The 22,065-nt window shown below is 41.5% G+C and carries 21 protein-coding genes; 3 read left to right on the top strand and 18 right to left on the bottom strand.

Annotated features, from left to right (window positions below):
• Window positions 1–145: 145 nt before the first annotated feature.
• The 14 genes from QT716_RS02515 to QT716_RS02450 form a co-directional block, all read right to left on the bottom strand.
• Window positions 146–592, bottom strand: coding sequence for a PAS domain-containing protein (locus tag QT716_RS02515; RefSeq protein ID WP_317934215.1), 447 nt, complete (start codon window positions 590–592; stop codon window positions 146–148).
• A 691-nt stretch (window positions 593–1,283) separates the two neighbouring features.
• Window positions 1,284–2,015 (bottom strand): LytR/AlgR family response regulator transcription factor, encoded by a 732-nt coding sequence (locus QT716_RS02510; RefSeq protein WP_317934213.1) that lies wholly within the window; start codon window positions 2,013–2,015, stop codon window positions 1,284–1,286.
• 4 nt (window positions 2,016–2,019) lie between these two features.
• The gene (locus QT716_RS02505; RefSeq protein ID WP_317934211.1) at window positions 2,020–3,315 is read right to left on the bottom strand and encodes a GHKL domain-containing protein; all 1,296 of its coding nucleotides are present in this window, start codon (window positions 3,313–3,315) and stop codon (window positions 2,020–2,022) included.
• A gap of 68 nt (window positions 3,316–3,383) precedes the next feature.
• Window positions 3,384–3,524, bottom strand: coding sequence for a cyclic lactone autoinducer peptide (locus QT716_RS02500; protein ID WP_317934210.1), 141 nt, complete (start codon window positions 3,522–3,524; stop codon window positions 3,384–3,386).
• Between the two features lie 2 nt (window positions 3,525–3,526).
• On the bottom strand, window positions 3,527–4,093 hold the full coding sequence (locus tag QT716_RS02495; RefSeq protein WP_317934209.1) for an accessory gene regulator B family protein: 567 nt from the start codon (window positions 4,091–4,093) through the stop codon (window positions 3,527–3,529).
• Between the two features lie 155 nt (window positions 4,094–4,248).
• Window positions 4,249–4,821, bottom strand: coding sequence for a hypothetical protein (locus tag QT716_RS02490; protein WP_317934208.1), 573 nt, complete (start codon window positions 4,819–4,821; stop codon window positions 4,249–4,251).
• 77 nt (window positions 4,822–4,898) lie between these two features.
• Window positions 4,899–6,179, bottom strand: coding sequence for a S8 family peptidase (locus tag QT716_RS02485; protein WP_317934207.1), 1,281 nt, complete (start codon window positions 6,177–6,179; stop codon window positions 4,899–4,901).
• Window positions 6,176–8,317, bottom strand: a complete 2,142-nt coding sequence (locus tag QT716_RS02480; RefSeq protein WP_317934205.1) for a peptidase domain-containing ABC transporter — start codon at window positions 8,315–8,317, stop codon at window positions 6,176–6,178. The genes QT716_RS02485 and QT716_RS02480 overlap by 4 nt, the downstream gene beginning before the upstream one ends.
• 5 nt (window positions 8,318–8,322) lie before the next feature.
• Entirely contained in the window at window positions 8,323–11,349 is a 3,027-nt protein-coding gene (locus QT716_RS02475) for a type 2 lanthipeptide synthetase LanM family protein (protein ID WP_317934204.1), read from the bottom strand.
• Window positions 11,350–11,416: 67 nt separating this feature from the next.
• The gene (locus QT716_RS02470) at window positions 11,417–11,578 is read right to left on the bottom strand and encodes a mersacidin family lantibiotic (protein ID WP_317934203.1); all 162 of its coding nucleotides are present in this window, start codon (window positions 11,576–11,578) and stop codon (window positions 11,417–11,419) included.
• Between the two features lie 23 nt (window positions 11,579–11,601).
• A complete protein-coding gene (locus QT716_RS02465) occupies window positions 11,602–11,811 on the bottom strand; it encodes a lichenicidin A2 family type 2 lantibiotic (RefSeq protein ID WP_317934202.1) in 210 nt (69 codons plus the stop codon).
• Window positions 11,812–11,836: 25 nt separating this feature from the next.
• Window positions 11,837–12,046 carry a lichenicidin A2 family type 2 lantibiotic gene (locus tag QT716_RS02460; RefSeq protein WP_317934200.1) on the bottom strand — a complete coding sequence of 70 codons (210 nt, stop codon included), beginning with the start codon at window positions 12,044–12,046 and terminating at the stop codon, window positions 11,837–11,839.
• A 26-nt stretch (window positions 12,047–12,072) separates the two neighbouring features.
• A complete protein-coding gene (locus QT716_RS02455; protein WP_317934198.1) occupies window positions 12,073–12,282 on the bottom strand; it encodes a lichenicidin A2 family type 2 lantibiotic in 210 nt (69 codons plus the stop codon).
• A gap of 373 nt (window positions 12,283–12,655) precedes the next feature.
• Complete coding sequence (locus tag QT716_RS02450) at window positions 12,656–13,657, bottom strand: hypothetical protein (RefSeq protein ID WP_317934197.1); 1,002 nt, start codon at window positions 13,655–13,657, stop codon at window positions 12,656–12,658.
• Between the two features lie 1,083 nt (window positions 13,658–14,740).
• Between QT716_RS02450 and QT716_RS02445 the strand changes: the two genes are divergently transcribed.
• On the top strand, window positions 14,741–15,490 hold the full coding sequence (locus QT716_RS02445) for a hypothetical protein (protein WP_317934195.1): 750 nt from the start codon (window positions 14,741–14,743) through the stop codon (window positions 15,488–15,490).
• 67 nt (window positions 15,491–15,557) lie between these two features.
• Window positions 15,558–16,736 (top strand): hypothetical protein, encoded by a 1,179-nt coding sequence (locus tag QT716_RS02440; RefSeq protein ID WP_317934194.1) that lies wholly within the window; start codon window positions 15,558–15,560, stop codon window positions 16,734–16,736.
• 209 nt (window positions 16,737–16,945) lie between these two features.
• Here the strand turns inward: QT716_RS02440 and QT716_RS02435 are convergent, their stop codons facing one another.
• Window positions 16,946–17,842 (bottom strand): 3-hydroxyacyl-CoA dehydrogenase, encoded by an 897-nt coding sequence (locus tag QT716_RS02435; RefSeq protein ID WP_317934193.1) that lies wholly within the window; start codon window positions 17,840–17,842, stop codon window positions 16,946–16,948.
• A gap of 313 nt (window positions 17,843–18,155) precedes the next feature.
• Between QT716_RS02435 and QT716_RS02430 the strand changes: the two genes are divergently transcribed.
• Window positions 18,156–18,599 (top strand): hypothetical protein, encoded by a 444-nt coding sequence (locus QT716_RS02430; protein ID WP_317934192.1) that lies wholly within the window; start codon window positions 18,156–18,158, stop codon window positions 18,597–18,599.
• Window positions 18,600–18,713: 114 nt separating this feature from the next.
• On the opposite strand, the gene QT716_RS02425 is transcribed toward QT716_RS02430, so the two are convergent.
• From QT716_RS02425 to QT716_RS02415, 3 genes are all read right to left on the bottom strand, one after another.
• On the bottom strand, window positions 18,714–19,439 hold the full coding sequence (locus QT716_RS02425) for a 3-ketoacyl-ACP reductase (protein WP_317934190.1): 726 nt from the start codon (window positions 19,437–19,439) through the stop codon (window positions 18,714–18,716).
• Window positions 19,440–19,632: 193 nt separating this feature from the next.
• Entirely contained in the window at window positions 19,633–21,294 is a 1,662-nt protein-coding gene (locus QT716_RS02420; RefSeq protein ID WP_317934189.1) for an ABC transporter ATP-binding protein, read from the bottom strand.
• Window positions 21,291–22,058: an energy-coupling factor transporter transmembrane component T family protein gene (locus tag QT716_RS02415; RefSeq protein WP_317934187.1), complete on the bottom strand. Its 768-nt coding sequence runs from the start codon at window positions 22,056–22,058 to the stop codon at window positions 21,291–21,293. Before QT716_RS02415 ends, QT716_RS02420 begins: the two co-directional genes overlap by 4 nt.
• Window positions 22,059–22,065 lie beyond the last annotated feature (7 nt).

The raw sequence follows: 22,065 nt of genomic DNA, 5'->3' as shown, positions 1-22,065 counted from the left end.
TTCTGTTCAAAAGATAATATTCTCTTCCTGCCCTTTTTTATGAATTCCAAAATGAACCCCTCCCGTGACAGTATGTTCCCACAACTATAACATCTCTTATGTCCATTTTAAGGGGGGCGACTACTGTGCACGACACAACTCTAGATCAATTCTGAATAGTGTCCAAATAGTGCGGTGCACAGGCAGGGCTTTTCTGATGAATGTCCGTCAAAGCATCATAATTCGCCTGGTATTCCAGTTTTTGTTGACGCTCCATCCGTTGGTCGATATTGCGCGTGACGCCTTGCAACGCAACTAAACGACCCTTTTCGTAAATGGGGGTCATCCGTTCTTCAAACCAGCGATACCGTCCATCTTGATGTCGCCATCGCTGAATAATCGGCTCCCCGCAGTCGACTTGGTTACTGATTTTGTCCATCATTTCAACCAAATCATCAGGATGCACCAGATCGAACGGAACGGACGGATCCCTCATCGCCGATTCAGCTGTCCCCTCTCCAAGCCACACATCAATCGCCGGGCTCAGATAAATGAATTTCCATTCGGGTTCGATTTGAAAATGGTAAATAACGTCCTTCGAGTTATCCAGCATTTGGAGAACATCTTGCTTCTACACCTGCTCAGTTTCTTGAACCGTCGAATCTTCCATAAAAAGCTTCATAGCCACCTGACGAAGAAAAACAAACGGTCTTCGCAGCAAATGATACGTTTTCAACGTGTTACGCCTCCCTATCAGCCGAACCCATTGTCGAGATCCGTTCTGTTTCCTGTGCAACAATCCTGTATTCAAATACGTTTGATATTCCAATTATTCAATAGAACGCAAAAGAGTCCGTACATACACCTTCCAGAACTCAGTTTTTTTTCATCCTTAATCGCCCGCAGCATTTCCCGCATACTAACCGATTCGTTCAGTGAATTCTCCGTTATTTATCGTATATCTGTAGGTAGTTATTAAGTCTATTATTTATAATTTATTCCCTGTAAGAAGTATACCATTTTATTAAGTATAGGCAAATAGTTTCTAGTCTATTATAACTACTTATTCTTTTACTATGATGAAATTAAACTACACTAATAAAATCGCGACCCGTGTTTTCAACGTATGGAAGACCTTTATATAATCTCCATCTTGTATTATTGGACTGTCCTTTCGCCTTATGCAGCACAGGAATTTATTGACCTGCACTCCTTTTAATAGGAAACAATTCAAAAAAACTAGCCTTCTCAGCAGTTGAACTGCTAGAAAACTAGTTACGTATAATTTAATGAAACGGAGCATACTACACGGTTTGCTTTTTCAATCCTTTGATTAACCGAGCAGAGGCTAAACACGTTTCTTCATTATCTAAATGGATAATCCGACTTTTCTCGTCAATCTGCTTGATTTTAGATCGATTGACAATGAAGGATTTATGACAACGAAATAGCGTTTCATGCACATCCTCATAATCTTTTAAGCGTCCATAGAACTCTAAATGCTCATTTTCGAGATGTGCGATAACTTTGTGTAAAGAGGGGGAGGCTTCAAAAAAGTAAATTTCATCAATGTCAATATTGCGAATCTGACCTTCGATCTTGATTTGTATTTTGGATGTGACTTTCTCTTGTTGCCCAATTTGAATGTATTTTCGATGCGCTTCTTGCAAAGTAGTCAGTATCCGGCTTTGCAACATCTCCGTCTGGTCTTTTATGATGAAATCTAACGCTGCTATTTTGTACATGAATGTCAGATAGGTCATTTCTGCATGAGTCGTTACAAAAACAATACTACATAGCGGATCTTTCTTTCGGATGGCCTCCCCTAGCAGCAATCCAGTGATTTCATTCTCCAAGTCGATATCCAAGAAATAGCAATCTGCTTGTTCTTGGTCGAGGAAGGAGATTACTTCTTCTGGGTCCGTCGTCGCTAATACCACGGTCATCCCGTTGTCTTCCATCATGGCATAATTTGCGATGATGGTATGGATTTTTTGCAACTGAACCACATCATCTTCACATATGACGATTCTCATTTCCTTAATTCCCTCCAATGACCAATTCTTGAATGAATAAATCTCCTTGAAGTTTTGTCGAAAGGCGTAACTGTTCTTTGTCCTTCATGAGATGGCGTAAGTTTACCAATCCTAGTCCGCGTCCTTCTTCTTTCGTTGTGTATCCTTCTTGGAACAGCTCATGAATTTTCAACTCTCGTTCATTGTCATACCTGTTCATACAAACGAATACAATACTCGAATCCATGCGAATGAATGCAATTCGTATCAGGGGATCATCCAGCGTTTTGCTCTCTTCAATGGCATTATCTATAATAATCCCAATCATTCGATTCAGCGTGATTTCGTCCATGTTTACAGTCGGAATGTCTTCAACGACTTCTACATAGGTCGGGATGTCTGCGCTATGAGCCTGCAAGAGTTTGGTCGTAAGTAACCCTTTTAAGCTTATCATTTGGATACGATTCAATGAAGACAGCGCCAATTGATCCTCCACTTCCTTACGTTCTGCTAGTAAAATATGATTGTAAAAGTAGTGTTCAAGTCCTTCATGATCTTTCACATCTATGAAATGACGCATCGTCGTTAAGATATTGCGATAATCATGTTTAAATTTTCGCATATCCCGATTAATCATTTCAATAGATTCGACATATCTTTTAAATCCTTCAATTTCTTGTTCTTTTTGTTTAATTTGTAGCTGCTTATTCGCAATGTAAAGAATACATCCGATAATAATGAAAAAAAGAGAAATATAAATAATGAAGAAAAATAAGTTCGCTTGAACTGACTTAATAAATAGTGCCTCATCCATCTTCAAAATATTGATATACATAAAGATGAGTGTCATCAGTAAAAGAAGAATACTCAACAATGAAATGTACCGATTTGAAATATTCATTCTTTTAAAAACGTTAAAGATCTTTTTATAAATGAGGGACAACACGGTCATCATCACCAAAAACACGATGACTTGCAGTATAGGATAGATTCCCTTGAATGTAGGCTCATCAAAAAACTTGAAGACGATTAAAGATGCTATGTGATCAGCTAGTACTGCTAAACTTAAACTCATTAATACATGAAATAGACTGATTCCACTTCGAGTTTTTACATAAACTAAAATACTAATGGATAGTAAAACATAAAGAATGGAATACACGCCGATTACAACCATTAATAGAATTGCTGGCACAATAATTAAAAATGTCGCAATAAAGACAAGTTGTTTCGTTACTTTTATACCATTGAATCCGATAGGAAATGCGATTAACACAATACATTGTACAATTAATAAAAATACTAATTGCAGCTCCCACATTTATGTACCACCAACCTCTAGTAAATATACCGTTGTATACTAGTATAGACGATTTGGCAGTCAATTGTTTAAAATTCGTCAGATTTTAACTCATTTGGCAATTCTTCTTCATCCAAGAACCCCCAACACATATAACGTGAACCCACCCCTGCAATATTCATTAAAACTCCCCCAAATTTCACGAATAGAATTTCAAGTAAACTGACCATGATCATTCTCCTTTATGTTGTATTTTAGCCAATACGACTAAAGTTGTTGACATCATTATCCCTGCAACTATTAATGCGCCCACTTGAGTTGGAAGAAACAGGAGTCCTATACTTCCTGCGCACAAGCGCACAACTAATTTCTTATACAAAAATGTATAATGTTTTTTGCTTCGTACTTTCGTCTTTTGTGAACTTGTAGGTCCTACTCCTAACAGTATGGCTAGTGTCAGAAGGTAGCAGCCCCACAGTGCAAGCGGAGTTACTGTCAGGGTTATCACGATCCAGGCTATCGATGGAAATAGAATACTGCTAACGACAAGACAGACCTTTGAAGAAGTACAGTGCAGCCCGTACGCTACTTGACGCACGAACAAAAATCCTATTTGCACGATCAGCATTTCCCAAAGTAAACCCATCCACAACGCAATCCCATAAATCACGACGACTTTTTTCATCTCTCGGGTGACCATCCGCAACCCGAAAGCTAATTTGACTTTCTCAACGTGTGATAGTTCTTTTTTCGTTGCATAATATTGAATGAATTTTTCTTCTCTTAACGTGAACTCCATTCCCTCGCCCCTTTCATTTACAGTATATCGAAAGGGACAAAAGATTTGTCAAACAACTCACAACATTATTGGTTTTCCATCTGAACGTACCAATTTTATCCCTTCAGTGCATGAATGTCACTTTTTTACACGCGAACGTACAAAAGGACTTCTTATTAAAGATAATTTTGGTCGTATGCTTTATGCAACGCTTGTAAGTAGTTTGTTGTCTCAAAATGTGTATTGATCTTAGAGATCATCTCATCCACTTGCGCTTTGGTAATCTTTTTGTCCTTATGGATATAATCTACCGTATGGCCCTTTGCCAATTCCCGTAAAATACTGCGCTCCTGTTCGCCCAGTTGGGTTGTGGAGCTGCCCACAACGCTCTCCATCCCGTTTTCGATGACTTCGATCAAATTATTGAATGAAATACTTTTATTCAGTACGTGAAAGTTTTTCACACCGAACGTGTGATACGATATTTCTCCGATATTTTCATTCGTTAAAAATAGAACAGGTTTTGCGCATTCACGTAGTTCATTTACGTACATTTTGTAAAATGAGAACTGTTCATATGATGTTTCAATTATAATGACGTCATATTGGTCCATTCTTTCGGCAGTGGTTCCACTAAATGCTGCTAAAGAAGCTCGAGCATTGACTCTCCACTTCGGTCGCTTTTTTTGAAAGGCGGTTACTAATAGATCCGCTATCAAAGGGTAATTGGAACTCACTAGAATATACATAATTTTTCCTCCTACATGTAAAAGATGAAATGTTAAGAGAACAGGCAGCAATCCGTAAACTGACTACCTGTTCTAGCTTATTTGTTCGCTTGGAGGATATTTAGTTCCCCGTGCCCATAGAAGGAGTCCTTACCAGGTGCTCCTAAGTCGGTAGCGGTTCGTTGTATCTTTTGTATATATTTGTTAGGATTCGGCTTTTTCGCACGGTCATTGGACATTAAAATAGCTATTGCCCCGCTCACCATAGGTGCTGACAAACTAGTACCAAAGGATAACGTATACCCCGGTGGTAATTCGACCGCCTCGTCAATAAAGTTATGCGGTTGTTGTAACGGTTTTGTCGTCAACATCATATACGAAACGTTCATTTCACCCGTAGCTAAAAATGTTGGACCGAAATCCCCTCCTGGTGCTACTATATCCACACCTTTTCCGTAGTTGGAGTAGTACGCTAATTCATGATTCTTTGTCGTACTGCCTACAGTCACTACATCTCGAAGACCCCCAGGCAAGTGAACACTTCCTTCTAACTTAGCTTTCTCATCCAAATTGAATCCTTCGTTTCCAGCAGACGCAACCATTGCGACTTTATGTCGCTTTGCGTAGTTCACAGCTCGTTCATAGGCCTTCTTCGTCAAACGTTCTTCGGCAGAATTTACCGATTTATAAGTACCTACACTGACATTAATAATATCTGCACCACCGTCAACAGCATGGACAATCGCTTGCAATGTATGGAACGAGTCCCCGTTTCCATCACTCTCTAAAACTTTGTAGGGAACTAGTGTTGCTTTCGGTGCGGTCATCCGCAATACACCTGCCACTTGAGTACCATGTCCGAATTCGTCTGTTGTGGGCTTTTGGTTTTCAATGTAACTTCTTCCCTCGTCAACATTGTTCGCAAACAGTGGATGTTCTGTATCAATTCCACTATCAATTACTGCAATCGTAACGCCCTTATTTCCCATTGCTTCGAAATAGTCAAACTCTGGCCACTCAGGGATTTTTAATGCCCAAGCAAACCGTTCAAACTCTTTAGGGTATGGCGTTTCTAGTTCCTGTACCATCGTTTCTGAAGTAATTTTCGGCAAAGTTCCTTGCTCCACAAAGTCATTCGCAAACAAAGGTTGGATCATATCAATTTGTTCGGATTGCCCGTCTACACGCAAAATTCCTAATTCATCTATCGCTTCTACCTCCAAATCGGGATATTCGTTCTTTAGGTCACTTTTGTATTGATGAAGCTCCGAACTTTCATCGAACAAAAATACCTCTGATCGTTCCGATGCCGATGCAACAGAATAAGAGCTCAGCCAAAGGACGGTTAGCAGCAAAATTTGTATATAACGTTTCTTCATGAAGCATTCTCCATTCTTTTTTCTTCATTGTAGAGTTGTCGATAGGTAAGGTTGCTCGCGATTAACTGCTGATGCGTCCCTTCTCCTACAATTTTTCCGTTTTTCAGTACAATAATTCTGTCCACATGTTGGATCGTCTGCAAACGGTGGGCGACCACGATGCACGTTGCATCTTCCTCCAATAGGGACTCCATTACATGCCTTTCTGATATGTTGTCTAATGCCGAGGTGGGCTCATCCAACAAGTGCAACTCAGGCTTTTTAAACAAACTTCTTGCCAGCGCAATTTTTTGGCGCTGTCCGCCAGATAAGTTTGCACCCTGTTCCGAAAGAATACTTTTAATGCCGAGCGGTAACTTTTCAATGATACTGAACACATCGGACTTGACCAATACATCTTGTAAGTGGTGATAATACTCTTTGTTTGCTTCTTGCGTGCGTCCTAGTACAATGTTTTGCTCGATTGAGTCGTTAAAAATCATCGCCTGTTGATTGGTATAGGCAACTTGCTTATTAAAACTATCTTTTTGAATGTGGACGAGCGATTCATCATTATAGGAAATGTCCCCTGAAGTCTGCTGAAGAAGACCCGCCATCAATTTCAATAATGTACTTTTCCCCGAACCGCTTTCTCCAACGATTGCTACTTTTTCACTGCGTTCGATCGTCAGATTAACATCTTGCAAAACAGGTTCGTCAAACTTGCTATACTGATAGGTCACATTATTCAAAGATACCTTCTCAAACGAGTCTAGTTGTGCAGTACCGTCTTGTTGGGTAGGATGTGTAATGATTTCTTCGATTTTGTTGAAATACGTATGCAATAACACAAAATCATTGTATACATTAGCCAGCCCCATAACGGGATTGATAAATGAGCTTGCCAATGTGAGAAAGGCGACTACCGTCCCCATTGTCAAAGATTGCTCCTGCACGAAATACAATCCGATCAATAGCAAAAGTAATGGTAAACCGAACTGTAATGTTTGAGGAATAGTCAAAAACACGGCTGAAAAACGTTCTTTTGCATTGGTTATTTTTAATTGTTTATGAAAATCTTCCTGCCATCTCTTGAAAAATGTTTGCTCAGATCCTGTAGATTTTACAGTTTCGATTCCTTCTATAATTTCTGTAATATTCTTTTGAACCTTTGCTTGCTCAATCATTTCTAAATCGATGAACTGTCGTACTTTTTGAGTATTTAAAACTGAAATAATGACCATAGTCATAGCAATTACGACAGTAATCATCGCCAGCGTAGGGGAGTAATTCCACATGAGAATCGTATAAAATAGTAAAAACACACTATCTACAAGTAGAAGGACAGCCTTTTGCGTCAATATTTGTCTAATATAGACACTCAAATTCGACCTAAAAATCAGTTCTCCAGTAGACCGATTCGAGAAAAAGGGCAAAGGCAATTGCAACAACTTTTCCATATACAAGGACATCAATTTATCATCGAAGATTTTTTGAAACTGAGCAATGATGAATCCTCTGCCTACTTGTAAGGCGTAATAGCCTAGTAAAACAACCAAGCTGAGCAGCATGATGATACCTATTGACTGTTTTTCAACTGTTATGGACTGATCGACGAGATACTTCGTTACAATCGGGACGATTAACATTAAGCCCTGAATCCCGATTGTTAAGAAGAGTAAAAAGAACAATGGTTTTTTGAAGGAACTATTCAGAAATCCTAATAAGAAGGATGCCTTGTTTTCTGACGCTCGTGGCTTCTCCTCATTTTGCGAATCCACTTGGATGACTATGTTTGAAAAACATTCCTCGGCTTCCTCTTTAGAAATCCACCTTCTCCCAGTTGCCGGGTCGCAAATACACACCTTACTTTTTTTCACTTTCTCAATGACCACGTAATGTCGGTTATTCCAAAAAGCAATACAAGGTACTTGCAACTGTTCCAATCCTGTGTGTACTTTATAGGCTTTCGCTTCGAATCCATGATCCTCTAAAATCGTCATCATTTCTGAAATCTTGAAGCCGCCTCTTGGTACTCCGTACGTATTTCGTAATTCGGGCAACGAGGTCGACATTCCATGATAATTCATCAGCATCGTTAGACTGGCAAGTCCACATTCACTATGCTCTGCTTGTTGGACCAGTTTTATTTTTGCCATATCCTTTACTTCACTTCCTCTGTTATTGCTTGTAGTAGGACAAACGAAGGAATCTCGTGATTAATTGTCCGCAATAAGGTGTAAAGAACTCCTGTAATGCCCGTATATAACCCTTTGGATTGTATCGTTTGATATCCTTGCAATCTAAATTGTCCATACGTTCTATAATTCGAAACAAGTTGCTTTACTTTACTTTCTATCAGCGCATCCGTATCGTTCCCTTTCTGTTTCAATGCGAGTAATAGTTCAATATCCCCTGAAGTTCCGTGGCATACTGAGTCTTCTCTTTTGTCATTGAACAAAGAATCAATTGCTTCTAGTTTTTGTTGGACTTCCTTATCTGAGTTTGTATAGCACGCTGTCATCCATCTGCTTAACAAAATCCCAGTGCTGCCATGACAAACCGCATGGGTCCTTCCAGCCTTCTCCGGTCTCGGATCATTCCAGTGAGTTCCCTGCCAATGCGCGTCTTCACGAGTAATCCAAGTGTCAATATTAGATGCCGTAGGATCCATCACTGCTTTCGCATAGTAGGCGCCACTGTTTCCATGGATCAGTCCTACAAACTTGGTTTGTTCGTCATACGTTAGGCTGTCGCTCAATTTCTTTGCGTAGGCTTCATACTTTGCGTCATTCGTGAACAAACTCAATTGGTGGAAGACGACGATTAAACTCGGTTTTCCTACTAACCAATCATTTGTTTCTTCATAGTCAAATGTCATAACTTGATCTGCAAGTTGCGATGCTAACTTGAGTGCTTCCTCATTGCCATTCAATTTGAAATCGATTAGTAAAGGATAGATCAATGCACCATTGCCAAAGAACGTCGATGCTTTCGGAGCACTTGGAATGACAAGCATTGTATTTAATATCTTGCGTTTAATCGTTGTATACGCTGCCGCGTTTGAGTGATCTGTTGCTTGCAGGGCCGCCAAAAACGCATACATGCCGGGCAATCCATCATACAACTGGTTGTTCATGGCCTCATACTTCCATGTATCTTTACATACGAGGTCAATCCAAGTCATAGAGTCTGTTTTCTCATCGTAGATCGCCTCGTCCAACAACGACCTGGATACTTCCTTCACTACATCCAATACAGATTCCCGGGATATCGTAACATTTTCTTTCGACTGCTCTGGTATCGATGCAGTATGCGTGAACGTACCCATGGACAGTTCAATTTGTAAGCACTGTTCTTCAATTTGCTTATCTGACAAATTCGTTATGCTTTGCACCACTTCCGAAATAATCGTTCGTTTGTATACGTTTGAAATCATTTCATTTTGAGAATTGTATAAATGCGCATCGGATACTTCGTTGAAAAACTGCGGAATATCCCCTTCCAACATTTCAGTCAGTTCATGACCTGCGATTCGTTTGTCGCGATATGGGTAGGCAAACAGATTATGTAACACCTTTTCACGCTCGATCATATTCTGCATGCACTGTGGGTGATAAGAAAACTGAAGAAGATCGACATACCGCTGGGTGGGTCTAACTACATTTCGAACACGGGCAGTTTGGAAGACCGCTTTCAATTCCGCTGCGATTTCCTCTCTATGTTTCATACAAGACTTCAAAAAGCGACGGAATCCGTCGAGTATTTCTTGTTGATAGCGCTCATAGGAAATCTCTTGTCCATGTAAGAGTGGCGTATTCGATTTCGATGAGATGAAATGATCCATATATTCAAATTTCATTTCGTCAGTGGAATGGTGATTCAACTTTAAAATTTTGAATGGTGTTTTTTGTGTGCCATGACTAAGCCCACTTATATTGACTCCTTTTTTCTTATCCTCTGAACGATCCGCTAGAATATCAAATGGCACGAGGCCTGTCAGCACAACGGAATCCATTTGTTTTTCTTTTGCTTGAACATGTGCACTTTCTCCAAACTCGAGCGGCACATGCTGTTGGAAGAAGGTCTCCACGTCTATCAATACGGGGCGATCTCCATACGCAATAATATTTTCATAGTGAAAATCGGTCGCTCTCAAGAGATAGGCTAATCCGATAAGTTCACCGTAATGTCTATAAAAACTTCGTACTTCACTTTCTGACGTACATGACTCACGCTGGATAAATTGTTCAAACGTATAGGTTGGCTTTACGATTCTTCTAACATTATAAAAATCAGTTCCTAAGTTCCGATTTAAATAATCAAAAAACCGATCTAGCTGCTTTGTGTAAACTAAATTTTTCGGTTTATACACAATCAGTTCTGTTTCAGAGAAATAGACAAGCATGACACTTTTCCCTTGATCGTGTGAATCACCTGCAGACAAACCGATTCGTTGCACAACAGTAGATGATTGACCCAATGTGGACTGGATTTCGGATGCATTTTCGTTTAAACGAACGATGAACTCCTCGATATTCTTCATGAAAAATAACGTTTTAATCGAAATGAGTCGCAGCAGTGCCGGATATTCATGGTAAAAGTTTTTTGCGGATTCCACGGTGCCAAAACGCTGTTTCATATACGATTGAAATCGTTCCTCTCCATTTTCCCCTGTCAATCCAGCTTCCTTTTTCACCTGTTGAATATCCGCCGCTAGTGTACGGCTCATTATGCCTATCAGTTCTTCTGAGTACCCTTGAACAATTGAAACAACGGCATCTACGTGAAATTCGTATCGTGTGGACGCAGCTGTTTTCTCCTTTAAAAAATGTTTCATAAATTGTAAAAAGAAGCGAATGGCATATGTGTAGTCGTATTTATCGGGATGTTGTTGTTCTTCGTAGTTCTCGATAATTTGTTGATACACTTTGTACCAATCGGATTCTTCTACTTTTCGTAACAGACCATCTAAATCGTGTTCGTTGATCGGCTGAATACCCTTTTTAAAAGATTGTTCACTTTGATAATGGTCGAATAGGAAATCCATATCGGTTTGTTTTAGCAAGGATTTTCGTTCCTTCCACTCTTCCCACGTTCCTTCGGTCGTACTGGAAATTTCGCCTGCTCGTTCTTCAATCGTCAATGCGCTTACTAATCGACTGTCAATTGTCTCAATCATAACTGTCATGTCGTTTCCCCCTAACCATAAAGTAAGTTAGCATATACATACGTGTTGTATATGCTAACCCTTTCCATTAACACACCGTTGCTGATACTAAAGCACCAAACCCTAAACCAACTGTAAAACAAACTGGCGTTGTTTCGGCTTGGACATCTCCGTTACCTTGGATTTCCATCATTTCCTCGTTTGTTAGTTCCTCAAACGATGGTCCTGCATAGTTCACTTGATCGTTCATGAATATCTCTCCTTTTTTTGTGATTAACAGTGTTTAATGCTCAATACGACTGTGACGCCTGTTGCGATACCGCCGCCAACCCAGCCACATGCAGCTGAACTTGCTGCAGTTGTTGCTGCGATCGCACAAACCGGTGTAGTCTCCGCTTGGACATCCCCACTGCCCTGAATTGCTACCATTTCATCCATTGAGAGTTCTTCAAATGTTGGACCTGCATATTCTTTTGTTGTCATGTTGTTTCCTCCTTTGTTTTTGGGATTAACAATGTTTAATGCTTAATACGACTGTGACGCCTGTTGCGATACCGCCGCCAACCCAACCACATGCTGCTGAACTTGCTGCAGTTGTTGCTGCGATCGCACAAACCGGTGTAGTCTCCGCTTGGACATCCCCACTGCCTTGGATGGCTACCATTTCATCCATCGATACTTCTTCAAATGTTGGACCTGCATATTGTTTTGTTGTCATGTTGTTTCCTCCTTTGATTTTTGTGATTAACAATGTTTAATACTCAATACGATGGTGACACCTGTCGCGATACCACCGCCAACCCAACCACATGCTGCTGAACTTGCTGCAGCTGTTGCTGCGGTCGCACAAATGGGGGTTGTTTCCGCAGAAACATCTCCACTGCCTTGGATGGCAACCATCTCTTCCATCGAGAGTTCTTCAAATGTTGGACCTGCATACCCTTTTGTTGTCAAATTGCTTCCTCCCTTTCTAAGAACTGTATGACTTACTGTTCTTGAATCTAACTATAGACCGTCACAATTACTAAAATCCGAACTTCCCATATAATGTGTTGTTTTTCACGTAAGCGTAGCATTCACATGTAAGAATTCACGTTGATGAGTTCATCAACGTACTAACAGAGGACCTATAAAAGGAAAGTCCATTAATAATTCCGCCCTTAATGAAGTAACAAAAAGGACATACACGATTCAACAATACAAAGATCGCGAGGATCAAATGGCGTAGGGTAATTTGGAGGACATCACCTAAGTAGTAAAGTACTCAGCGATAAAAATAAAAGGCTGTCGCAAAAGACATCTCTGCCTTTCACAACAACCTGTTCCGTTAATTCACAACATAGTGTTCAAAAAATCTTTTTTCCGCTTGTAAGAAACTATGAGAATCCTTTTTTATCGTCTTCACATACTGCATATACGCCTCGTTTACGACGGGCGTCCCACTGAGTAATGCATTCGTACGTGCCGATGACAGCGGGTCTATGATCGGGAATTCATCCATCTCAGTCTTCGAGATCGTAATCGGCTCCCCGAGAAAGTATTGCGTCGCAATATAATAATGATAGACACCTGCCAACACACTCTTATGATTGGCTTTTAGACTGTGGATGTCGATTGACTGATAAAACTTCTTAAGATAATAAGTATTGTCTGTTTCAATTGCACTATAGAATAAGTACATAAGATAAATGGCTAATTCAGGAGTCGTCAACTGCGACGCAGGAACACTCGAGGCCTTACTTTGAAGCGTTTTGTCCCAGGTAGACGGCTGATTTTTAGCCAACAGCTTATTCGTCATACGATAATAGTTAATGAACACGGGATTGTTTTTTGCAACTTGAAGGACCGTGTACCCATCGGAGAATAACCCATTCAGTTGGTATGGAAGAGACGTTACCACAAACAATAAAAAGCTCGTGATGCCAATCACTTGAAAAAGAAAAAGATCACTGAAATGGAGGCTGGAAACAAGTAAACTTGCGACTGGTCCTGCAAGAACGGTATAAAAAATCGACTTCTCCAACCGCTGCTCATCGTGCTCAATTTGCACGTACCCTGAAACTTGCGTCCAATTTTCTGGCCACGTTACTTGGAGGTTCCCCCGCTCTGTCCGTTTTATCGCAAGCAAACCCGCTGCGTAAAACATAAGCTTCGATTTTGCAATCACTCCGCCCACTACATGGCCTGCTTCATGCAGCGAAATGGCAATCAGAATACCCAGCCCTGTAAAAAGAACGCCCGCAAACAACTCCGACTTATCCCAATTTATGCATGCACCCAGTGTTAGCAATCCTGCAGTCGCTAACATCGTTCGTGAAATTGTATTCATTGGATCCGTCCCCTTTCTCTATACGGTTAGTATAATAAAATTCTACTTATCCGATGGCGTTCCATCGTCACCGTATAGGTTTTATACGTAATCGTACACATCATTCAAAATAACACCATTCACGTGGTCTTATCCGTTCAATCGGTTTTTTAGCTAACTAGAATTGGTTAGCTCCACTCCCATTTTTATCATCAAAGAAAAAACTAGCCTTCTTTTACAGTTGAACTGCGAGAAGGCTAGTTAATAGGCGGATGAATACTCGAAAACAGCGCTTAATTTATCGCAAGGAGTGCGTCAGGTATCGAATGAATTATCAAATTATTTAGTCGTGTTCGATAGGTTTGTTTTACTCCCAACAAATCGGGCTGCTTCGCTAGATACAGCTGCTGAATAGTTTCGAATAGGCACTTTGAGACATAATACCAATTGTTAATTCTGTCTGGCTATACGCTCTATTTCTTCGAATCTTTTTAAAATAATTACCTAGATGCATTCTCCCCCTCCTCTCTTTTATTCCATATGGAATAATTCGTCATGTAATTCCTTTTATCCTTTAAACTTACAAATATAAGGGGGGGGATATAAATGGAATGGGTGCAACTACTTGTTGACATTTGGATTATCGGTGGAGGTTAAGTCTGCTTCAGATCACTTTTTCCCATGGAGTATTTAAGCAAGGATGCAATCGGAAATTTTGAAGTGAGTAGTGATTATCTATTAGGAATAACTGGTTTGATGCAAGCATCATAATGTGAACTTTTTTGTTTTATGAGTGTTCTCATGCCTACGTGTATGGAAACGATATAAGTGTTCCTATATGCGCTGAAGTAGCTCCACGTATAACTCAACGAGAAAGTTGTAAGCTGCTGCAAAACACATTATCAGTAATTCTAATTCTCTTAGGAGGATTGTTATTAATGTCCTGAACCGGGCTCGTAACTGTCGTGCTTATATTATCCATTTTTCATATTAAGAGTCTGCCCAACTATCATTAAATCTCCAATTCATTACCTGTAATGCACAGGCAAATCTTTTCAAATTCAACATCCAATCAAAACAAAAAAATACTAGGGAGTTGTCACAATGGAATTAAAAAAAACGATTCTAGCCCTCTCTTTAACTACAACTATGTTATTTAGCTCAGCTGCTTCTGTATCTGCTAATTCTAGTTTAACGAGTACGACTACCGGCTTGAATGAAATTTCGAAACTTCAGCCTGATATCTCGAAACAGGAATTGCTGAGTGATGTTCGAACCATAGCTGCAAATACGGGTCAGTCCGAGCAAAGTATCCTTGAGCAAATTTATACAGAGCTTAAAAACAATGAAGAACAAGGCAAGAAGGAAAAGGCAATTTCTGCTGAGGTAACTGCCTACGGGGGTTCAGGTGGAACTAAAAGTGTTGGGGCTAGTACAAAAGGAAACTTCTATTATACACCGTCACAAACTGCCTATTTAGACCATGGCCATGTGGGGATGTATTATACATCCACAACAATTGTAGAATCTGTCCCTTCTGCTGGCGTTCGAACAATTTCTACGACTGCGCGTAAAGTAGATAGCTCTGGTGCAGTGGTAAAATCGGTCACTACATCTACTGCAAATCGAAATAATGCTGCAAACTGGACGAATACTCAGGTTGGACAATCCTATTCGTATAATTTTGCTACAAATCGTCAAACAGGCCATACTGGAGCTAAAAACTGCTCAAAACTCATTTGGTCCGCTTATAAACTTAACGGATCGTTGGACTTAGATGTAAATGGCGGTTTAGGTGTGTATCCACGTGATGTCAGGGACGCGAAAAGCACTGCTTTAGTCCGAAACATTTAATCTTTTTCAAACAAGACCGTCAGATTTCGATAAGATGGTCTTGTTTGTTATTTTGGAGGAAATAAAAATGAAGAAACTACTACTAGTTGCCACTGTAGCAATTGTCCTCATTGCCGTCCTGGCTTTCACAAAAGAAAAAAGCATCCCAGATACTTCGTTACTTTCATTAAATGAGATCTCTGAAAAAGACATTTTAGAAAACACGAAAGCTATTATTTATTTGTCTACGACTGCTGACCAGGATATTGACAATAAAGGATTGAGTTATGGTGTTTTTGTTCAGGAAGATCATTCAGTTCAAGCTCTGGCTATGAACGGGCTTGAGCTTGGAAGCATTGCTGTAGGCAAAGAAGAAATACTATTAGAGGATAAAAACAACATATCCATTATAGGAGACGCTACTAAAAAGTTTGAAATGGATACCCCCCAATACACAGGGGAACGAACTGGCTACCTTCCAAAAAACGAATTATTCTTCAGTATCTATAACAGTGGATTTGTTGAAAACGGGTACAGTTCGGAAGTCCGATATGGTGATTCCAAAGGCTTCAAAGTAGATACTATCCCTCATTATATTGTAGCCTCCGGTACAACTGAAAAATCTGTAGAAATCCTTACACAAGATTTAGAAGAGGATCAGTTTTATTTAAAAGAAGTAACAGTTGATACGGAACTTAACGTGAAAGATATCACGGCGATCCAAACCGAGTCTACTGAAAACATGCAAGTTCTCGCACCAGTTCTTTCTGATGAAAGCTATTATTATCTCATCATTTCCACAATTACAAGTGACACCAGTGAAACCGTATCACTTTATAGAATTCACAAAGAATCATTAAAGCAGGAGACATTTGAATTAATCAACTACAAGGATGTAGATTTAACAGCTACGATTCCCTACAATTACAAAAATTCCGCAGCTATCCATAACGACAAATTATTTTATATCAATGGATTGGGGGAAGTCTATTCATTCCATTTACCTACAACCGACGTCAAAAAAGAATTCAGTCTCGATAAAGCGAGTAACTCCACTGTTCGTCATAATGAAGAAACGTACTTTAATTCTGGAGAACTTTATGTCTTACGGTACAACTCAGAAAAAAAAGAACCCTACTATTTGGAATCGTGTTCACTGGATAAAGGTAAACTTACAGATTCTGTTCCGATCGATGGGCTTGAAACCATTATAAATGGTTCTAAAAATAAAAAAGTGTATTCATATGACTTGAAAGTTTTGAAGTAAGTCCAATCTTCCGGAATCTCCCTGTACATGCCACTACCCTATAGTGAAACATTTACATCCAAATCAAAATTAGCCTTCCACCAAGTATATCAGTGGAAGGCTAGACTTAGTTATATACGGGCCACCTGTGCACAACACACCCTTAGAACAATTCCGAAAGGCGTCTGAATTATCCGGTGCACAGACATATTTCATCTTTTTCGTGGCTCTTATTTCAAAAACCCTGGCTTAGCAAATTCCGGGTCCGGATACGTGTAGAAACCTTCTCCTGTTTCCCGACCGAGTTTCCCTTTGTCGATGTACTCGTTCTTCAGCAGGTCCGCCAGTTTTTTAAACTCTTCTTGGCCCGTTGCATCGGCTTTCATTTTTACGATATTGTAGGCTGTTGTAATCCCTACGACATCCAAGATGGCGAACGGGCCCATTGGAGCACCGGTTGCAATCATCCAGGTCTTGTCAATCGTCTGAACGTCTGCGACTTCTTTGACGAGCAGCATTTCAGCTGCATCCAGTAATGGCACCAGCAAGGAATTCAAGATGTACCCCGGCTGCTCTTTTTTCAGTGGCAGCGGCACCATGCCGATCTCTCTGGCGAATTGTATCACAGCGTCGAAAACTGCCTGACCTGTACCTGGATGTCTCATCACTTCAGCTGTGTTGTTCTTCCAGATTTCATTGGCGAAGTGGAGTGCGATGAATTGCTCTGGCCTTTCCGTTGCCTCTGCAAACTGGCTTGGCAGAAGTGTTGAGGAATTTGTCGCAAAAATCGTCTTGTCGGGAGCCACTTTCCCCAATTCTTCATAAAAAGAGGTTTTTATGGAAACGACTTCAGGAATCGCTTCAATCACCAAGTCCGCATCCTTCACAGCTTCACCTAAGTTGCTGTAGAACGAAAGGCGCCTAAAGCCGGCTTCAAACTCCTCCGCTGTAGTTCCTATATCTTTTTCGTAATAGGGCTGCAAACTATGGATCAGCTCTTTTGCCTTCGCGAGCGCCTCGTCCGTAATGTCGTAAACAGAAACGTCAAATCCTTTGAGGGCGGTCTGAAAAGCAATCTGGCTCCCCAACACTCCACTGCCTGCAACTGTAATCTTTTTAAAGTTCATCAATTCCCACTCCTTTTTTTCTGGATATCCTTATTCATGAGTCCTATTCACTATACCCTGTATAAGTTCAACTATTCTAGCCAATGGATTTACTGGTACCTGAGTTTAATCTGTGTTCGGTTACTCCTTTTTTCAGTGAAGAACTATGCCTTCCCCCTATCCCTCCCAGATTGTCACCCTACTCTTCTTAAGTAGAATGCCGCCTGGAACAATGCCATTCAACCATCTCATTGTAGAGGCCCCGTTACAATGGGCGTCCCCGACAGACAAAATCGGCACGGAATCGCCGCAGTATATTGATTAGCAGGAGCTGGTGAAGCCATTCGCTGTCTATTCCGCCAATCTTGCGAATCCGGACGCGACGGTCGATCTTCTCCAGCGGGCGGCGCGGGTTTCACTCGGACAGCGTAACGTTACGCATCTGTCCGTACCGAAGGATTTTTTTACAGCACCAGCAAAAGGTGAAACGATGATCCTTGCAGGCGCAGGTACAGCCAACGCTTCAACGGAACTCGAGAAACTTGCTGAATGCTGGGGAGCCGGTATCCTGATCAGTTTGGGCAAAAAAGGAGTGTTGGACGAGTCCTCTCCGAATAAACTGCAGGGAATCGGCGAAGGCGGCTATCCGTATGCCAAGGATTTGTTCAAAGAGGCGGATGTCGTCCTGCTGGCGGGCACAACGTGGTGGCCGGAAGGGTATGTCCCAACAGATGCGAGAATCATCCGCAGGCTTCTGCCACTTTCACACCCACGCTAGTGGACATCAGTACAGCTGAAGCATTTTTCCCGGAGACAGAATAAAAAACAGGAATGACGGTTTAGTCATTCCTGTTTTTGATGAAGAAAAAAAGTCGTTGCCTGTTCCAGCAGATCAGAATGGATTTGTCGCGATCAGCGTGGTGGATTTCGTGTAAATGCGCGGGTGCAGTTTCAGCTGGCTGATGACTACGTCCGCAATATCTTCCGGCTGAATAGTTTTGGACTCGTCGTTCTCTTTGATCAGGTCCAGGTCGAATGCCAGATCGGTCGCTACTGTGCTCGGCGCCAGTGCGGAAACCCGGATATTGTTTCGACGCACTTCCTGCGCAAGCGACTCGGTGAACCCGATCACTGCGAATTTGGAGGCACTGTACGCACTTGACGTCGCGGCTCCGTTCAGTCCGCTTGTGGAAGCGATGGTCACGATATCGCCGCGGTTCTTGTCAATGAGCTGCGGCAGGACGGCGCGCGTCACATGATACGTCCCCATCACGTTCACATCCAGAATCCGTTTCCATTCCGCCGGCTCCATCTCTAGGACTGTGCCGAACGAAGCGATTCCCGCATTGTTGATCAGAATATCGGCTGTGCCGAGTGACTCCGTCAAGGCAGCAACTGCTTTTTCCGCCTGTTCCTGAGACGCAACATCCGCCACCGCATAGGAGGCTTTCATGCCCAGCGCTTCAATCTCCTCAGTTACTTCCTTCAGAGCCGACTCTGTTCGCGCGAGCAGTCCGACATGTACGCCTTCTTTCGCCAATGCGATCGCAGTCGCCCGGCCAATACCGCGGGCCCCTCCTGTAATGAACGCTACTTTCCCTTGCAATGATTGTCCCATCAGATAAACCCCTCTCCAGTTCTCGTCCTATCAGTTTCCAGTATACAGCGCCGAATCTTCAACTTCACTGTATCCGCTTAGTGAGTGTGTGGCAGCACTCGATAAGACCAGCATGCAATAGAACTCATTGTCTGTGCACGACACAACTCCAAATCAATTCCGAATAGTATCCAAATTGCACAGAGCACAGCGTTTAATGCAATTCACTCTTCTTTAATAAAATCCCTGTGTATCCCATTCGACGGGCAAGTTGCGTAACATGAGGTTGCTCAAGTCCGGCTTCCCTCAACAGTTCATCCTGACTAAACGCTGTTCGGGTTTCCCCATTGAACAAGACTCGGCCACCACCAAGAATGACTGTGTGCTCGAAAGTCTCCGCTACAAAATCCATATCGTGTAAAATACACACTACTAACTTTCCTTGTGCATATAACTCATTGATGAGTAAAGACAATTTCACTTTTCCCATGGCATCCTGACCGATAGTCGGTTCGTCGAATATGACAACTTTCGTATCCATCGCTAAAACCGAAGCCACAGCAACCAGTTTCCTTTCAGCCAGACTCAAATCATAAGGATTTTCATCTTTTTTACTCGCCATGCCGACACGATCCAGCATTTTCAATGCATTGGCTTTTGCAGTTTCCGGGGATTGACCAATGTTTAACGGTCCAAACATCACTTCGTCTAGCACCTTGCTTTTAAAGATCTGATCGTTCGGATTTTGAAAGATAAGCCCGATAACAGCAGCCAGTTTTGCAGCAGTAGTGTCTGTCGTTTTCACCCCATCAACAGTTATCTCTCCTTTTTGAGGTTTTACTAATGCTTTCAATAATTTGACGAGCGTTGTTTTACCCGCACCGTTTTGTCCGATAATTGCAAGTGGTTTACCGCTCAATTTCAGATTGATTCCTTTAATAATTTCAGAATCTTTCTCATAACTAAAACTGAGGTCTGAAACAACAATTTCGGCAGTTTTCACATCAACGGCTTCCTCATGCGGGAAGGGTAAAGACAACTTTTCTAAACCGAATGTCGGCATCTCCCCTAACACAACAGGAAGATTTGCTGGAGTGTGTTGTCTAAATTTTAATGATCTGGCTGCTGATGTATACACGGGAGGCTCTATTCCATAGTCATCCAAATCGTCTCGTGAAAAAATCTCTGCAGGTGTCCCTTCACAGATTAATTTTCCTTTATTCATCAATAAAATCCGATCTGAATACGCAGCCAGCTTTTCGATTTTCTGTTCAGCCATCATTATGGTAACGCCTTGCGCAGACAGTTGCTCAACTACTTGAAATACTTCTTCAGCGCCTTGAGGGTCAAGCTGTGACGTTGGTTCATCCAAAATAAGGATATCAGGCTTCATGGCCATCACACTAGCAATCGCGACACGCTGCAATTGACCGCCTGATAGATAAAATGGGTTTACATTCCATAACTCTTCAATCTTCAATTGCTTCATACACTTTTGTATCCGACGATGCATTTCTTCACGCGGCACACCTAAGTTTTCAAGCCCGAATGCGATTTCGTCGTAGACTGTGTATTTGGCCCCCGTCATCTGTGAAAACGGATTGTCAAATACGAGTCCCACCCTCGCTGTGATCTCACTCATTGAATGTGTATATACTTCCAGGTCTCCGATAAAAACATTCCCGCCATAACTCCCTTTGAAAAAATGAGGAACTAAGCCGCTGAGGGCATAGCAAAGAGTTGTTTTTCCTGCTCCATTCTCACCCGCAATTCCGATGAAGTCCCCTCTTTCGACTGTGAATGAGAGTTCATCCAATACGAAATGATCACTCCCAGGGTATTTGTATTTCAGTTGCTCCACTCGGATACTTTTCATATGAAAATCCTCCAGGCAATTACTGCGGCCAATGATACCGCCAATAGAACTTTTATAACGAACCCATATTTAAAGTGATTGGTCTCATGAAGAAAAGTCCGTTCGCTTGTCGAATTGAATCCTCGGATTTCAAGAGCTATCGAACGGTCTCGGGTATCATTGATTGAATTCAAGACAACGGGAGTAAGTAATGGGATGAATGATTTTACACGTGTTATGAATCCCCCCTCAGTTTCCATTCCGCGAGAGCGCTGTGCATCGGTGATTTTGCCAGTCACAGCCAGCATCTGAGGAAGGATTTGCAGTACGGATAAAAGGACGTACCCTATTTTGGGAGACATTCCTTTACGAATCAGCGATTGAACTAAATCGTCCGGCTTCGTTGTCAGAATCAGAACACCGAACGCACAAACCATATTCAGAACACGAAGAGTCAGTAAAAGTGCATAAGAAAAACCTTCCTTATAGATAGGTACGGAACCGATCGTAAACCAAAGAGTGGAGCGATCGGGGTGAAAAAATCCTTGGACGATAATAATCGAAAAAATGAGCACGAGACTGAGACCGATAATCGGAAAGATATACTGCAGGACTTTCCCAAGCAGCAACACCAAAAGTGTGATGGCCAAGACGCCTAGGACAAAAGAATGAGTAGATAATATATACGTAACCCCAACTGAAACAAAAACGAATAGCAATTTGGATAAAGGATCGACGTCATGGACAATTGACGCTTTTTCTACATAGAACGTCCCATTCTTCATGGTACTC

It is taken from the genome of Sporosarcina aquimarina (genome assembly GCF_033253705.1).
GTDB lineage: Bacteria > Bacillota > Bacilli > Bacillales_A > Planococcaceae > Sporosarcina > Sporosarcina aquimarina.
Note: the sequence above shows the minus strand (reverse complement) of the source record. Positions and strands in the feature narration are given on the sequence as shown.